Source organism: Paenibacillus sp. CR_12 (assembly GCF_041953985.1).
Taxonomy (GTDB): Bacteria; Bacillota; Bacilli; order Paenibacillales; family Paenibacillaceae; genus Paenibacillus_AQ; species Paenibacillus_AQ lautus_A.
Genome location: NZ_JAVFHO010000002.1, coordinates 995,758 through 1,011,002 on the forward strand (window position 1 = coordinate 995,758; position 15,245 = coordinate 1,011,002).

The window sequence follows — 15,245 nt, forward strand, 5'->3', positions numbered from 1 at the left end:
CTATCCCCCCTATTAGTTTTTCGTCTTCGGATCAAGGGCATCATTCAGTCCGTCACCGATCAGGTTGAATGCGAGCACGGTCAGGAATATGAGAAGCCCCGGGTAATACACGATATGGGGTGCAATACTCAAGTAATCCCGACCCATGCTGAGCATGGCGCCCCAGTCCGGTTCCGTCGGCTTGGCCCCCAGGCCGAGAAAGCTTAACGAGGAAGCCGCCAGAATGGCGCCGCCGATTCTCATCGATACGTTGACGATAATGCTGGGAACCGTCTCGGGGAAAATATGTTTCCAGATAATTCGGTTATGCTTGGCACCCATGGACCGTGCTGCCTCTACATACAAAGATTCCTTTGCGGAGAGCGTCACGCTTCGAATGATTCTGGCAAACGACGGGGTCCCGAAGACTGCCACCGCGATGACTACATTGGATAAGCCCGGCCCCAGTATCGCCACGATACCGATGGCCAGCAGCAGGTCAGGGAACGAGAACATGACGTCACTGCCCCGCATGATGAGGCGATCCAGCCACCCGCCATAGTACCCGCTGATCAATCCGAGAATCGTACCCAGCACGGCGGATATAAATACGGCGCTTAAGCTGACCGACATGGTCAACCGCGTACCGTCGATCAAGCGGCTGAGAATGTCGCGGCCGTATTCGTCCGTGCCTGCCCAATGGGCAGCAGACGGGCCTTGCATCATCGCATCATAATTCGGCTCATTGGGAGGATACGGAACGATATGCGGACCGATCACCGCCAGCACAAGTAGTAACAAAATAAATCCGCTTGATATAACGGCAAGCTTTTGTTTCAAGAATTTAGACGTAAACGCTTTGAATTTGCCAGTTGCCTGACTCTTCGCAAGCATATCCTCCGGTGCGGAGGAATGGACCGTCACTGTTGAATTGTCGCTCATGAGCTCCCCCTCCTATTTCGATGCATACCGGATTTTTGGATTCAGTACACCGTACAATAAATCGACAATCAGGTTAATCAGGATAAATTCGGCTGCGAACAGCAATAGCAGCGCTTGAATCACGGTGTAATCCCGGAACGCGATGGAATCGACCAAGAGACGCCCCATGCCGGGAATACTGAATACCGTCTCGACCATAACCGAGCCGCCCAGCAAAAATCCGAACTGAAGGCCCGCTACGGTCACGACCTGGATCAGGGAGTTGCGCAGCGCATGCCTGCCGACAACGACGAATTCCCGCAAGCCCTTCGCGCGTCCGGTCCGGACATAATCCTCGCGCATCGTTTCGAGCATCGAAGTACGGGAGTATCTTGCCAGCATGGACATAATCCCCGCTCCCAGCGTAAAGGAAGGCAAAATATAGGATTGCCAGCTGTCGACGCCCCCTGTAGGGAACCAGCCCAGCTCAACGGAGAAAATTTGAATCAGTACAAGACCAAGCCAGAAACCTGGCAGGGAAATACCCGATATAGCCGTCAGCATCCCAATATAGTCCGGCCATTTGCCGCGATTGACTGCTGATATGATACCAATGATCAGACCAATGACCAGTGCCCAGCCAAGGCTGGTAAAGGTCAGGACAATCGTCGGGAAAAAGCGGCTTTCCAACATGTCCGTCACCGGCAAACCGGAAGTAACGGATACACCCAAGTCACCCTTCAACAGATCACTCATGTAGTTCACATACTGCTGCCATAGCGGCAAGTTTAAGCCTAGCTGCTCTCGAATCCCGTTGATCTCCTCAAGGGTGGCATCCTTACCTGCAACAAGCCGTGCCGGATCTCCAGGAATCAGGTGAATGAACATAAATACAAGGATGGATACAACGAACAACAGCGGGATTACACCCAGCAGCCTCTGAATTGCATATCTTCCCAAAGGATGTGCCTCCTTTCAACATGCCAGCTTTTAAAATACGATGGGCCGCTTCCTTATTGATTCAAGAGGCGGCCCACCACAAGGTATACGTTTAGCAAGCTCTTCGCTGCCTGATTATTTGACTTCTGCGTTGATCACGCTGATCGATCCGTCCGGAAGGGCCTTCACGCCTTCAAGGTAAGCACGTTTGCCCGTGATGACCTGATCGACTCCGAGGAATGCCCAAGGAGCGTCTTCCCAGATTTGTTTTTGGATGTTTGCATAGATTTCTTTGGCATCTTCAGCTTTGACGGATGCGTTAGCATCTTTGATCCATTGGTCAACGTTGTCGTTCTTGTAGTAAGCGGTGTTGGAACCCGCTGGCGGGAAGAACTCGCTGCTGAACAGACCTTTTGTCGCGCCGTCGGCATCGCCAGACGAAGGAGACCAGCTTACGTACCACATCTGAATTTTCGCGTTTTCCGGCGTAGCCGAGTTAATCTGATCGGACAGGGTTGCACCTTCCATCGACTTCGGTTCAGCTTTGATTCCGACGAGGGCAAGCTGCTGCTGAATAAACTGCATGCCTTTTACCGTTTCGGAATCATTCTCTCCCCAAATCTCAGCTTCGAATCCATCTGGATATCCTGCTTCAGCCAAAAGGGCTTTGGCTTTCTCCGGATCGTAATCATAACCCGATTGCTCGGAGTAGTGCTGGGTCATGGAGGACATGGAAGAAGTCAGCTTCGAACCCAGTCCGGATTTAACGACTTTAATGTAAGCATCTTTATCGATGGCATAGTTGATGGCTTGACGAACCTTCAGATCGTCGTAAGGCTTCTTCATCGTATTCAGCGTGATATAGCGCACGATCGTAGAATCAGTCTTATCGATGACGATATTGGAATCGCCTTCTACTTCGGACACTTGCTCTGTCGGCATAGGATAAATGAAGTCCGCTTCGCCCGTTTTCAGCATCGCGATCCGGGAACCGTTCTCCGGTACCGGTTTGAACGTAATGCTGTCCACCTTCGGAAGTCCTTCTTGCCAGTAATCTTCATTCTTCACAACGACAAGGCGGTCGCCTTGAATCCATTCCTTGAATTTGTAAGCCGCCGTACCTACTGGGTTCTTCGTGATGTCGGCGCTTTCCTTAAGAGCCTTCGGGCTGATCATCAGCGCCATGGCCGTCTTGTTCAAGAAAGCGTTATACGGCTGGCTAAGGGTGATGACAACGGTGTGTTCATCCGGAGTTTGAACATCGGCTACTGTTGAGAAGCTCTTGCGCATTCTGAGGTTGTTCTTTTCATCCATGATGCGATCCAAATTGGCTTTTACCGCTTCAGCATTGAAATCCGTTCCATCATGGAACTTGACGTTCTGGCGCAGATTGAATGTGTACGTCAGGCCGTCTTCGCTGATCTTGTAGTCTTCAGCCAGCACGGGAACGAGTTCCATTTTCTCGTTGAAGCCCATCAAACCTTCATACATCGTGCGAGCACCGGAAATGGAGTGCGTGTCTCCGGCATTGTGAGGGTCAAGCGTGATGAAGTTGGCGTTAATCGCAATGACAACATCTTTGTTATCTTTTGTCACCGGCTTGCTCTCGCCGCCGCCTTCACTTGCCCCTTCGCCGCTTCCGCTGTTTCCGCCGCAGCCTGCCGCAACAATCGTAAATGCGAGCAGCAGCATGAGCAGTGACCATGTTCTACCTTTGAATCTCATTGTTTTACTCCCCCTTTGATGTAGTGAATATCTATAGATTCACTCGCCGCTTCGGCATGTAACAGCCTGCCTGCCGCCTTGAGTTCCTCACCGTTTAAGCATTCCATTCGTACACAGCGCGCCGTTCACCGACAAGCGTGCCCCCATCGTTGAAAATGGCATTCGGAACCAGCTCATACAACCGGTCAATCGTAGACTGATCGCTGTAGCCGAGACGTTCCAGGATGGAAGCGATAATGCACGGCCATACTTGCTCGGAGCCGTCGGATACTTTAAGCGAGATCGCCAAGCGTTCTTTCCGAAGACCGATGCCGTACACGCCCTTCGCGCCGCCCTTGGCTGTCAGGTTGTGGTCCCTGAGCAGAGCTGAGCACACAAACTTGGTGTCTGCAATGATATCCGGATACTCATTCATCAGCTTCGCCATTCTGGCTGCAGCTTCTGCAGTCTCTGGATCCTCGATCAAATCCGGGCATGCCAGCTTAAGGAAGGAATACCCGATACGATCCAGGGGAAGTGCGAAGATGGGAAGTCCGCAGCCGTCAATGCCTTGCGGGATCGAGGAAACCGGAACCTCGGCAAAATAAGCGAGCGTCTCGAGGATTTCTTGCTGAACCGGATGCTCCGGTTTGTAATACGTGCTTTCGTCCCAGCCCATTTGCTTGCATAGAGCAATCAAGCCGCTGTGCTTGCCGGAGCAGTTATGGAAGATTCTGCGCTTCTCCTCATGATCGCGATGGCGCTGCGCCTTGGCATCCTCGTTCAATGGATAAGTTGCGCAGCAGTGAAGCGATTCTTCCCGAATGCCGGTTTTCTTCAGAATGGATTCCAATGCATCAATGTGGAACTTCTCACCCCGATGGGAGGCGGCAAACAAGGCCGTTTCTTCCCCCGTTAGTCCGTACACTTCGTCAATCCGGCGTTTCATTACCGGAATTGCCTGGAACGGCTTGGCCGCCGATCTCAGAAAGGTCATATGATGCGGATCGCCCGCTGCGTATACAACCTTTCCGTTCTCGTCTACGACGCTGATCGCGCCGTAGTGCACGTTCTCCAATACGTTCCCGCGATATTCCTCTACCAATGGCACAAATCCCATGTTCATGCTCCCCCGATCTCCAGATGAATTAATTCAATTGAAAGTAACGATCCTGTGCGACAAGCCCCGACCCGATGATGACCCCATGCTCGTGAAGCTCCGAGCGAACAATCGAAAAGGAATCTTGAAGCGGTTCCCAGATATACTGCGAGTAGCACAGATCCGTGATCTCTTCGTATACTTCGGGAAACTTGTCCAGAAACTCGCCGCTCAAAATGACGCTGTCCGGATTGTACATGCTGACGACGTTGTTGATCGTAATCGCCATATAGGCAAGGGCCCGATCGATCAAATAGCTTGCCCAGCGCGTTCCGGCCCGCCTCTCCGCGAACAGCTCCTCGATCGTGCGGACGGGTTTGATTTTGCTGGCTTCCGACAACAAGGACGGTATATTGATATACGTTTGGAGGCATCCGGCTTTCCCGCAGTCGCACATCATGCCTTCTGGGTCCACGGTCGTGTGACCGATTTCCCCGGCGCTGTTCGTCACCCCGCGGTATATCTCCCCCTCCAGAATGAGCGCCGATCCGACGCCATTACCGAAGCCCAGGAGCACCGTACGGTTGGAGCCGTAGGCCGAACCTTTGAGCTGCTCCGCCAACGCCTTCACCTTCAGCTCATTGTCCACGACAGCTTGAAGCCCGGTTAGTTCCTTGAGCCTCTCGGCGAGCCCCACATTCTTCCATCCCAGCTGTACCGAAAAATTGACGATGCCGGCGTCGACATCGATGATGCCCGGCAGTCCAACGCCAATGCCGACCACCCGTCTTCGGTCGATATCGCATTCGGCGATCAGCTCTTCAATGGTTTCCGCAATCCGGGTCACCGTGACATCTGCCGTTTCATCGGATGATCTTGAAAAGCTTCCGCTGCACAATACGTTACCCTGAACGTCAATGAATCCGATATTCGCTTGATGCCGATCCAGCTCGACGCCGATCGAGATGACCGCCGTATCCAGCAGCCTTATTAAGGAAGACTTTCTTCCGCGGCCGGCCGAGGCCTGCTCTTCCGTTTCGTGAACGTATCCTTCCTCCGTCAGCTCCGATACGATCCGGCTGACCGTTGTCGGACTCATGCCCGTCTGTTTGGCAATGACGGCTCTTGAAATCGGCTGTTCATTCTTGATGATTTGAAATACTGTGAGTCTGTTCTGCCGCTTCATAAAGTCTTGATCATGCTTTTTCATGAAGACATCCCCTATTTAATTTCACCAGTAGATTAATTAGATCAATTTTCCAAGTAAAAAGATCCGAAATCATCAAAAAACAGTGATTATTATCAGTTTTAATATTTTTATTCTCCAGTGATATTAATAATAAAACGTGTTTTGTAAAAGTGTCAATATATATGACACATTTAAATAAATATTTTTTTGATTCTGGAAATGTAAGCATTTCACTTTTTTACGAAAGAAATTCAATCTCCTGCATACATACAGATGACCGCTCATCACGCACAATATGACATGAACATGACGTAAAATCTCCTAAAATGTAGGTAACAACGTCGTTTCACCCCAATAATAAAGCCACCCGAGAAAAGAATGATTGGAACATTCTTCATCCCGAATGGCTATAAGTGGAGTACATCTATGATATTTTCGGTTTTGTCCCAGGTTGTTACTTGTTTCATCAGCCTAAAACGAATTAAACCACCCGAGAAATTAATTCGAGGGGGCCTCGAAATCCCGAATGGCTTATGTATAGAGAATACATATTTTGATCCAAAGCATGAGCGCTGCTAAAACCGCTCTATTTTTGACTAATTTATCTTAACCGCTTTGATTTGATACACATAACTTATAGATTTAAACGCTTGTAATCCTCAATCTTATAATCTTTTAAGTCATTTATCTTTAATCTTAATCTCTTGATTACTTAAATTTCTTATCTCTTATCTTTAGTCTTTTAATCTTTCCCCCCAGCGGAGGTTTGAGGATAGCCGATCCTTTGGGAGTCCGTTTCTACCTTGCCTATTTCCATTCTGGAAACGGACGGACAACAGAGCGGATAGACTCAAACCGGAGCGCTCGATAGACTCAAACCGGAGCGCCCGATAGACTCAAACCGGAGCGCCCGAGCGCCTTACTTGTTTTTGTAATATTCCACCGCTTTATCGAAATAATGCTTTTCGTCCTCAGGCAGGTCCTCAAAATAGTAAATGGCCGCGACCGGACACGCCGCTTCGCAGGCACCGCAGGAAATGCATATATCGGTGTCGATATAGAACTGGTCGTCCCCTTCTTCGATGCAATCCACCGGGCAAACGTCTACGCATTCTCCCGCCTTCTCTTCGATACAAGCTGAGCCAATAACATACATCCGTGATTCCACCTTCCCAAGTGTAATAAGAATCTTCTAAATTCTAACGCCGGGCTATCATTTCAAAAAGTCCATTACTCATTCATTTGCTCGGTTTCTATACTTTTTATACTAAAATATATCATAATTATGTGGTTAATCATGCCAGTTGTCAACAAACCGCGAGAGAATAGCCTTGAAAACGGCCATTCCGGTTGACTTATAGAAGGTAAAGACATAAGATGAGACATATTGCTTTTTAACCTTTTTTGTTGCAAAAGAAAGCATTCATCGAGAAACAAGGCGGTGATTATAGTGGATCAAGAAGTTGCATACAGCACCCGCGAGTATATCATGCAAATGTTGAAAATAAATGGTGAACTCAGCACGAAATCCATTACCGAGGCACTGGGCATTACGGGCATGGCCGTCCGTCGACATCTGGAGAGCTTGAAGAATGAAGGGTACATCACGTATCGAACCGTGAAGCAGCCGATGGGAAGACCCGTGTCCCTATACAGTCTTACTGAATCTGCAGAGGATTTTTTCCCTAAGAACTATCATTCGCTTGCCCTCGATCTGCTTAACGAGCTCCAGGACGAGGCCGGCGACGAAATGATATCTTTGCTGTTCGACAAGCGCAAAGACACGTTGCTGAACAAGTACACGCCGACGGTAAAAGCCGAGACTCTCGAAGATCGGGTCGCGGCCCTTGCCCAGATTCAGAACGACAACGGATATATGGTGGATTACCAAAAAGTCGCGGATGAAGAATACGTGCTTGAAGAACTGAACTGCCCGATCTCCCAGGTAGCCAACCGGTACCAGCATGCATGCCGCTGCGAGCTTGATCTGTTTCAGTCCTTGCTGGAAGCGGATGTGGAACGTACCGAATGTCTTGCCAAAGGCGATAAGAAATGCGTGTACCGGATCCGAAAGCAAGCCGAAGCCAAACAAACATAATATCTGTTATTGCCACTTCAGGCTCCTTCCATACGGGAAGGGGCCCTTTTTTTGTCAAAAGATAAGAAAGTATAAACTTCAGAGGCTTACCCACCTTATCTCGCAAGAAAAACTTCCGCTATATGCGGTCTGTCTTCTGAGAAAGTACGTCGATAGACGTGTTTCTTATAGCACTTGTCCTATCCTATTCTCTTGAATCACGAGACATGTATGTTTCTTGGAATTATTCCAGTACAAGCAGTCGATCATCCTGATCGGACGGCACGCCCCGGCCATCGGTATTGTTGGTAATGACATAGGTTTTGCCGTTATGGACCTTAACGTCTCTTAATCGGCCTTCGCCTTCCAGCACGGTCTCGAGCGCGGTTTTCTCCGGCTGGAACCGGTACAGCTTCTGTCCCCGAAGGGTCGCCACGTACAAGCGGTCCTGCTCGTCAAATGCGATGCCGGAAGGAGCTATTGCCGTTTCGCCGCTATGGTACAGCGGGAGTTCCATGCCTTCCAACGTATCATCGCCATAAATTTCGGGCCAGCCGTAGTTGCTGCCGGCCGTGATTTCATTAATCTCATCGTGACCGCCCGGCGTGCCGGAAGGCCCGTGCTCCGAGCTGTAGAAATTCCCTTCCGAATTCCATGCCAAGCCCTGCGAATTCCGATGCCCTAACGTATAGACGTAAGAACCTGCCGTCGGATTGTCCGCCGGGACTTTCCCGTCCAGCGTTAATCGCAATATTTTGCCTGCCAGGTTCTCCTGATTTTGCGCAAGCTCGCCCTCGCCCGAATCTCCCGTCGTAACATAGAGCATCTCATCGGGACCGATCGCGATTCTGCCGCCATTATGCACATTGGAGCCGGGAATGGACTCAAGGAAAACTTGGGACTCCGTCCATTGGTTTCCCTTCAACTCCAGCAGAACCAGCCGATTCAAGAGCGTTCCACCCTGATCATAGGTGTGATAGGCGAAGGCTTTTCCGGAATCCCGAAAATCAGGCGCTAACGCAAAGCCCAGAAATCCCCCTTCTCCTTGATGCGAAACCGGCTTCTCGGTATGTACCGATTGTCTGTTCAATGTGCCGTCCTTGATCTGAACGATATTCCCTTCCCGCTCGCTGATATAAATCGTCTCACCGTCAAAATCGATGGACCAAGGCGTTCTCAGCTGCTCCGCAAGCACCTGATAGGAAGAATCAGAAGCCGCCTCCCCCCGCTCCTCCTGCGCTCCTTCTTCAGCCGAAGGGGACGACTGGCTTGTACATGCAGCAAGAAACAGCAGCGCCGCTGTAAACATCATGCCGAACATCTTTTGTTTCAAATCCAGCACCTCCCGGGTTTATTCAGGGCTCCGGTGCATCATCTGGATGTCCTGCCCTATGCCCTGCAAAGAACTCATCACGATATCCTCATCGCTAAACGATTCGATCCGGCTGCCCGCAACATAACGGGTTTCGTGCCCTCGTCCGGTTATAATGATCCTGTCCTCGTCACCGGCCATTTCCACTGCGCGTTGAATCGCTTCTTTACGGTCTAAGACAACCTCCCAGTTCCCCGATTCGCGGGACGTTAAGCCGCCCAGCATCTCGGCCATGATCTGCTCCGGATCCTCCGAGAACGGATTGTCGGCCGTGAACAATACATAATCCGAATACGCGGCTGCAATATCGGCCATGATCGGCCGTTTCGAGCGGTCCCGCTCGCCCCGGCAGCCCATCACGCATATCATTTTGCCTGAAGTAATGGCCTTGGCGGATTGCAAGGTTGCCTTAAGACCGTCCGGATTATGCGCATAATCGACGACCACGCCAAAACGGCGTCCTGTTTGTATTTCTTGAAACCGGCCATGAACCCCTGCAAATTGCTCCAAACTTTCGCGGATTTCTTCCAGCGGTATCCCTTCCAGCAGACAGGTCGTCATGGCAGCCAGCGCGTTGTATATATTGTGTGCTCCATGAACCTTCAGATTAACGTCGCTGCTTCCCCAAGGCGTTTCTGCATGAAAGGCGCAGCCTTCCCTTTTGTGATGAATTTGCGTTGCCCTGACGTCCGCCTGATTCTGAATGCCATAGGTTATGATTTGTGCGGATGTCCGTTTTGCGTAATAAGAGGATGCGGCATCGTCTGCGTTCAAGACGGCCTTCTTCTGCATGTCATGGTTACTGTTACCCAGCTGGGCGAACAGCAGCTCCTTCGTATTGCGATAGCTCTCCATGGTCTGATGGAAGTCCAGATGATCATGCGATAAATTCGTGAAGACGACCGTCTGAAAATCGCATCCGCGCACCCTTCCCATATCCAATCCGTGCGAAGATACCTCCAGAACACCGTATTCACCCCCATGCGAGATGATCGTATGAAAATAACGCATGAGCTGGATCGTATCCGGCGTCGTATTCAGCGTTTTCTCCACATGATTTCCGATTTTCATATACAAGGTGCCGATGATCCCTGTTTTGCGGCGGGCGTCGTTAAGTATTTGATCTACCATATGAGTCGTCGTCGTTTTGCCGTTCGTCCCGGTAATTCCAATCAATTTCAATCGCCGCGTAGGGTCGCCAAAAAAAGCGTTTGCGAGAATCGGCAGAATTCTTCTTGTATCCGGCACCGTTATATGCGTAACGTTTCCTGGCAGTCCCGAAAGCTCCCGCTCGGCCACGATGGCAACAGCCCCATTCCGTATCGCCTGTTCGGCATAATCATGGCCGTCCACGTGAAATCCCGGCACGCATACGAACATGCCGCCCGGCCGGATTTCTCTTGAATCTGTTTCCAGGTTCGTGATATCCGCGGAAGTACGGCCCGTAATCTTTTTTAATATCAGCCGATCCGTCAGTGATTGTAGAATCATGTCTGGTACCTCATCTCGTGATGTAATCATATACCAAGGGTCAGGTGGCAGCGTGAAGTATAAGATGTAGAATTTACGACTATGTATCGTTTTAACCAGCATTTCTAATTAACCTAACCAAGCAAGGGCTTTCTGAAACTGAATTAGGGGATTATGTTCTGCTGCGGCCCGATTTCTTTGGAGGAGTTCACTTTATGCACTTACGCCATATCAGATCAAACAAAGTGGTGACTGGATTCGTTAACCATGTTACGCTTAAAGTAAGCGGTTGCAAGAAAATAAGCATTGAATGTATGCAGCCTGTTCTATAAAGAACGCGGACAAAGGATCCGAAAATCCATATCTGCCTGAAAGGGGAGCTTTCGATGGGACCGTTCACCGACGATTTGCTTCGCGATAAAGTCGTTTTGATTACGGGAGGCGCCACGGGCCTGGGGCGCGCCATGGGAGAGAGATTCGCGCTGCTGGGCGCCAAGCTCGCCATATGCGGACGCCGGGAAGAAGTGCTGCAGCAGACCGCTGAGGAATTAAAGCAGAAGGGCTGCGAGGTATGGTACAAAAGCTGCGATGTTCGCGACCCTGCGCAAATCTCGGCTCTTGTTGAAGCGGCAGAGCAGCATTACGGAGGCATTGATGTGCTTGTCAACAATGCGGCCGGGAACTTTATCAGCCCCACGGAGCGCCTTTCTCCTCGGGCTGTGGATGCCGTGCTCAACATCGTGCTGCATGGCACCTTCTATGCCACCCTGGAGGTCGGCAAACGCTGGATCGAACAAGGCAAAGGCGGAACGATGCTCAACATCGTCACCACATACGCTTCTACGGGCTCTGGCTACGTGGTCCCGTCCGCGGCTGCCAAAGCAGGCGTGCTTGCGCTGACGCGCTCCCTGGCCGTGGAATGGGCACCATACGGCATACGCCAGGTAGCCATCGCCCCGGGTCCGTTCCCAACCGAAGGCGCCTGGTCAAGATTATCCCCAACGCCGGAAATGGAACAGAAAATGATCGACCGCATCCCCCTCAAGCGCGTTGGGGATGCTGAGGAGCTGGCTAATCTCGCCGCCTATCTGATTTCCGATTATGCCGGCTATATTAATGGCGACGTGATCACCATCGACGGCGGCGAATGGCTGCAGGGGGCAGGACAGTTCAACGAGCTGGCCGAAGTGACCCATGAGCAGTGGGATCGGTTGGCCGAGCTGACGCGCAAAGGCAAATAGCATATACGCAAGAAAAGCAGCGTTCCATCTACTTTCACCGAAGACGGAAACAGAAGGCGGAATAGGTGTGAATCGAGTTTTCAGTTTCTCTGAAAACTTATTTATTTCTATAATCTAAATGAGCCCCAAGCCGGGAGCATCCAACGGACTGCTCCCGGCTCGGGGCTCATCTTGCGTTTAAGATTACATATTATGCTTCGTAGGAATCTACCAGCAAGGCATATACGATGCCGGGTCCGTGAACGCCAATCGTCAGATCGTTCTCGATATCGGCGGAACGGCTCGGACCCGATATGAAATGGATCCCTGCTGGCAGCTGCTCACGTCCGGCCTGATCGAACTGTACGAGAATCTCTCCTAATCGGGTAACCATTCTGTCGATTGGAATGATAGCCATCAGTACGGTCGGCAGCAGGCTGACCGAACGGCCCTTATGCGGGGCGGACTTCACCGTAATCGAACCGGTGTAGGCCGCAGCGTAATCGGCCATGACAACGCCGAAGTCGGCTCTGGCGGCGACAGCCCTCCAATCCGTGTCCGCCGCTTCGTTCCAGGAGAGAACCAGCGCATCCGGCAGACTCTCTTCCAGACACAGTCGATCCAGCGCGTCCTCCTGCTGACGAAGAATCGTAGCTGCGCTCATCTCCATCGCTTTATCCCTGATAAACCGGGTGACCTCTTCGCGATGGCTCAGTCTGACCACATGGCCTCCGGCTGCTTCAAAGTTCGCGGTAAACTGCGTAATTTTCTCCTCGAGCGGCCAATTAAATTCTTTCCAGAAATCCGGGGCACCGCGGAAAGGGTGCTCCGGAGCGGAGCGAATCCGATCTCTACCCAGCTTCGCGGCGATCCCATCCATGAACAGCTCCTGCTTCCTGCGGGATTGTTCTTCTAGACGATTCAACCAGCCGCGATCGGTTTCGTTAGTCATGGGCATTCTCCCCCTTCCCGGATTTCTGCTGCCGAAGCCGCTCGCTCAACCGATCGGCGATTACGGGATCCATGGTCCCCGAGGTTCTGCGAATATCCTGCTCCATTTCGGGCCATCGATCACGGAAGGAATGTTTGGGAAGGCTTGGGGTCACCCTGTACGAATTCCATCCCTTCAAAGGACCGATTCTCGTTCGGATCTCTCCGCCCCGCACCACCAGCTTCTGGCCCCATTTTCCGAGGGATACCACGCTGCGGTAACGCTTGGCATTACCCATGACCGCCGAGAAGCCTTTCATCCCCAACGCTTCCAGCTTATCGCCGCGTCCGGCTTCAATCTTCCGGCGGCGCAAGGATACCAGCATGTCATGCAGCGGGATCTTGACCGGGCATGCTTCATAACAGGCGCCGCACAGGCTGGATGCGTTTGCGATATCGTCCCATTCCGCGACGTTCTTGTTCAAGGCCGGCGTTAATACGGCACCGATTGGGCCGCTATACGTGCCTCCATAGGCGTGCCCGCCAATATGACGATATACCGGACAAGCATTCAGGCAGGCGCCACATCGTATGCAATTGAGCAGCTCCTGGAATTCCGGATCGCCGAGCTGGAGAGAGCGCCCGTTATCAATAATGATAATATGCATTTCGTCTGGTCCGTCGGCATCCAGCTCTCTCTTCGGCCCGCTGATGCCGGACATGTATACCGTCAGTTTCTGGCCGGTCGCGGACCGCGGCAGCAAGGTAGCCATCACCTCGAGGTCAGACCATGAGGGTATAATCCGCTCCATGCCCATTAGGGTGATCTGCGTCTTCGGCACGGTCGTCACCATCCGGGCATTGCCTTCATTCTCGAACAGGACCATAGAGCCCGTCTCGGCGATGGCAAAATTACAGCCCGTCATGCCAATGTCCGCTTCGAGAAATTTCTCTCGCAACTTCATGCGGACGAAACCCGCCATAATCGCCGTATCCGGCGGCAGCGCTTCTCCCGCCTCCGCGGACAGCAACTCTGCGATCTGATAACGGTTCTTGTGGATGGCGGGAATAATAATATGGGATGGCGTTTCATCCGCAAGCTGAATGATGTACTCGCCGAGATCCGTTTCCACGGCCTCTACCCCGATGGAATCCAGTGCCTTGTTCAGGTGCAGCTCCTCGGACACCATCGATTTCGATTTGACGACGGATTTGGCCGACTTATGCTCCGCTATCTGCAGGGAGATCGCAACCGCTTCTTCTGCCGTCTCCGCAAAATGGACATGCGCTCCGTTCGCCCTGGCTTGCTCGGCAAACTCATTCAAATAATAATCCAAATGCGCAATGGTATGGAGCCGGATTTGGCGCCCCCGTTCCCTCCACGCATCCCAGTTGCCATGCTCCTCCGACGCCAGCTTTTTGCCAAGCCGCAGCCGTTCTGTCGTAAACTTCACCGCGTTGCGCAGAAATTCATTGTTCAGAGCGTAACCTGCACGCTCCTTCACCGTCTGCGCTTTCGTCTCAGCTGTGCTCATGCACGCTCACCCCCTCGTACAAAAGCTCGGCCAAATGCTTGACCTGAACCTTCTCGCCCCGGTGACGCAGATTGCCGGCAATGTTCATGAGGCAGGCCATGTCAAGTCCCACCAGCACGGACGCCTCGGTTTCCAGCACATGATCGCTTTTCTCCGTTACCATCGCGCCCGAAATATCCGCCATTTTCACGGCAAACGTTCCCCCGAACCCGCAGCAATCCTCGGCAAACGGCAAGGGGACGAGCTCCAGCCCTTTGACGTGACTCAGCAGTTTCATCGGTTCGTCCTTCACCCCGAGCAGGCGGCTGCCGTGGCAGGAAGGATGATAGGTTACCTTGCGCGGATAGACGGCGCCAACATCGGTCACGCCCAGCACGTCGACGAGGAATTGCGTAAACTCATAGCATTTGGATTGAAGCGCTTTCGCTTTATCCAGGTAAACGGGATCGTCCTTGAACAAATCCGGATAATGATGAATCATATACGTGCAGGACCCCGAAGGGGACACCACAAAGTCGCTGTCGTCAAAAGCGTCCAAAATCGTCCTGGCGCTGATGCGCGCCTCTTCCCAATAACCGCTGTTGTAGGCAGGTTGGCCGCAGCAGGTCTGGATTTCCGGGAATTCCAGCTGCACGCCGTACCTTGCCAGCAGTCTTGCCATCGATTCAGCTACCCGCGGGAACAAGGCATCGCTGAGACAAGTGACAAACAATGAAATCTTCAACCTCTTCACCCCGCTAATCGTCAGGATAGGCCGATGAGTCGGCCTCTAGCAAGAACCCCCCGGAACGGGGGGATTCCATCTTGATA

At 51.9% G+C, this 15,245-nt stretch carries 13 protein-coding genes; 2 read left to right on the forward strand and 11 right to left on the reverse strand.

Going from position 1 to position 15,245, the window contains the following annotated elements:
- Window positions 1–12: 12 nt before the first annotated feature.
- The 6 genes from RB297_RS08200 to RB297_RS08225 all read right to left on the reverse strand — a co-directional run bounded on the left by RB297_RS08200 (window position 13) and on the right by RB297_RS08225 (window position 6,987).
- Window positions 13–921: an ABC transporter permease gene (locus RB297_RS08200; protein ID WP_009592082.1), complete on the reverse strand. Its 909-nt coding sequence runs from the start codon at window positions 919–921 to the stop codon at window positions 13–15.
- A 12-nt stretch (window positions 922–933) separates the two neighbouring features.
- Entirely contained in the window at window positions 934–1,860 is a 927-nt protein-coding gene (locus RB297_RS08205) for an ABC transporter permease subunit (RefSeq protein ID WP_009592113.1), read from the reverse strand.
- A 114-nt stretch (window positions 1,861–1,974) separates the two neighbouring features.
- Window positions 1,975–3,564: a glutathione ABC transporter substrate-binding protein gene (locus tag RB297_RS08210; RefSeq protein WP_096774360.1), complete on the reverse strand. Its 1,590-nt coding sequence runs from the start codon at window positions 3,562–3,564 to the stop codon at window positions 1,975–1,977.
- A 94-nt stretch (window positions 3,565–3,658) separates the two neighbouring features.
- Window positions 3,659–4,663, reverse strand: coding sequence for an asparaginase (locus RB297_RS08215; protein ID WP_096774602.1), 1,005 nt, complete (start codon window positions 4,661–4,663; stop codon window positions 3,659–3,661).
- 28 nt (window positions 4,664–4,691) lie between these two features.
- Complete coding sequence (locus RB297_RS08220) at window positions 4,692–5,852, reverse strand: ROK family transcriptional regulator (protein WP_096774361.1); 1,161 nt, start codon at window positions 5,850–5,852, stop codon at window positions 4,692–4,694.
- Window positions 5,853–6,750: 898 nt separating this feature from the next.
- Entirely contained in the window at window positions 6,751–6,987 is a 237-nt protein-coding gene (locus RB297_RS08225) for a ferredoxin family protein (RefSeq protein ID WP_009592106.1), read from the reverse strand.
- 294 nt (window positions 6,988–7,281) lie between these two features.
- On the opposite strand from RB297_RS08225, the gene RB297_RS08230 reads away from it, so the two are divergent.
- Window positions 7,282–7,929 (forward strand): helix-turn-helix transcriptional regulator, encoded by a 648-nt coding sequence (locus tag RB297_RS08230; protein WP_096774362.1) that lies wholly within the window; start codon window positions 7,282–7,284, stop codon window positions 7,927–7,929.
- 223 nt (window positions 7,930–8,152) lie between these two features.
- On the opposite strand, the gene RB297_RS08235 is transcribed toward RB297_RS08230, so the two are convergent.
- Together RB297_RS08235 and RB297_RS08240 are read right to left on the reverse strand one after the other, a co-directional pair.
- Window positions 8,153–9,241: a PQQ-dependent sugar dehydrogenase gene (locus RB297_RS08235; protein ID WP_375120226.1), complete on the reverse strand. Its 1,089-nt coding sequence runs from the start codon at window positions 9,239–9,241 to the stop codon at window positions 8,153–8,155.
- Between the two features lie 18 nt (window positions 9,242–9,259).
- Complete coding sequence (locus RB297_RS08240) at window positions 9,260–10,771, reverse strand: UDP-N-acetylmuramoyl-L-alanyl-D-glutamate--2,6-diaminopimelate ligase (RefSeq protein ID WP_375120227.1); 1,512 nt, start codon at window positions 10,769–10,771, stop codon at window positions 9,260–9,262.
- A gap of 365 nt (window positions 10,772–11,136) precedes the next feature.
- Here RB297_RS08240 and RB297_RS08245 point away from each other — a divergent pair, with 365 nt between their 5' ends.
- A complete protein-coding gene (locus RB297_RS08245) occupies window positions 11,137–11,991 on the forward strand; it encodes an SDR family oxidoreductase (RefSeq protein WP_375120228.1) in 855 nt (284 codons plus the stop codon).
- Window positions 11,992–12,181: 190 nt separating this feature from the next.
- Here the strand turns inward: RB297_RS08245 and RB297_RS08250 are convergent, their stop codons facing one another.
- Genes RB297_RS08250 through RB297_RS08260 form a run of 3 tightly spaced genes read right to left on the reverse strand, consistent with a single transcriptional unit; the run spans window position 12,182 to window position 15,159 of the window.
- Complete coding sequence (locus RB297_RS08250; RefSeq protein ID WP_375120229.1) at window positions 12,182–12,922, reverse strand: LutC/YkgG family protein; 741 nt, start codon at window positions 12,920–12,922, stop codon at window positions 12,182–12,184.
- Window positions 12,915–14,435: a LutB/LldF family L-lactate oxidation iron-sulfur protein gene (locus tag RB297_RS08255; RefSeq protein ID WP_375120230.1), complete on the reverse strand. Its 1,521-nt coding sequence runs from the start codon at window positions 14,433–14,435 to the stop codon at window positions 12,915–12,917. The genes RB297_RS08250 and RB297_RS08255 overlap by 8 nt, the downstream gene beginning before the upstream one ends.
- Window positions 14,422–15,159: a (Fe-S)-binding protein gene (locus RB297_RS08260; RefSeq protein WP_096774365.1), complete on the reverse strand. Its 738-nt coding sequence runs from the start codon at window positions 15,157–15,159 to the stop codon at window positions 14,422–14,424. Before RB297_RS08260 ends, RB297_RS08255 begins: the two co-directional genes overlap by 14 nt.
- Window positions 15,160–15,245 lie beyond the last annotated feature (86 nt).

What these genes read in the sequence shown, in the direction of transcription:
- RB297_RS08250 (WP_375120229.1), bottom strand. Translation starts at nt 12,922, where the DNA reads ATGACTAACGAAACCGATCGCGGCTGGTTGAATCGTCTAGAAGAACAA.
- RB297_RS08215 (WP_096774602.1), bottom strand. Translation starts at nt 4,663, where the DNA reads ATGGGATTTGTGCCATTGGTAGAGGAATATCGCGGGAACGTATTGGAG.
- RB297_RS08220 (WP_096774361.1), bottom strand. Translation starts at nt 5,852, where the DNA reads ATGAAAAAGCATGATCAAGACTTTATGAAGCGGCAGAACAGACTCACA.
- RB297_RS08240 (WP_375120227.1), bottom strand. Translation starts at nt 10,771, where the DNA reads ATGATTCTACAATCACTGACGGATCGGCTGATATTAAAAAAGATTACG.
- RB297_RS08245 (WP_375120228.1), top strand. Translation starts at nt 11,137, where the DNA reads ATGGGACCGTTCACCGACGATTTGCTTCGCGATAAAGTCGTTTTGATT.
- RB297_RS08200 (WP_009592082.1), bottom strand. Translation starts at nt 921, where the DNA reads ATGAGCGACAATTCAACAGTGACGGTCCATTCCTCCGCACCGGAGGAT.
- RB297_RS08255 (WP_375120230.1), bottom strand. Translation starts at nt 14,435, where the DNA reads ATGAGCACAGCTGAGACGAAAGCGCAGACGGTGAAGGAGCGTGCAGGT.
- RB297_RS08210 (WP_096774360.1), bottom strand. Translation starts at nt 3,564, where the DNA reads ATGAGATTCAAAGGTAGAACATGGTCACTGCTCATGCTGCTGCTCGCA.
- RB297_RS08225 (WP_009592106.1), bottom strand. Translation starts at nt 6,987, where the DNA reads ATGTATGTTATTGGCTCAGCTTGTATCGAAGAGAAGGCGGGAGAATGC.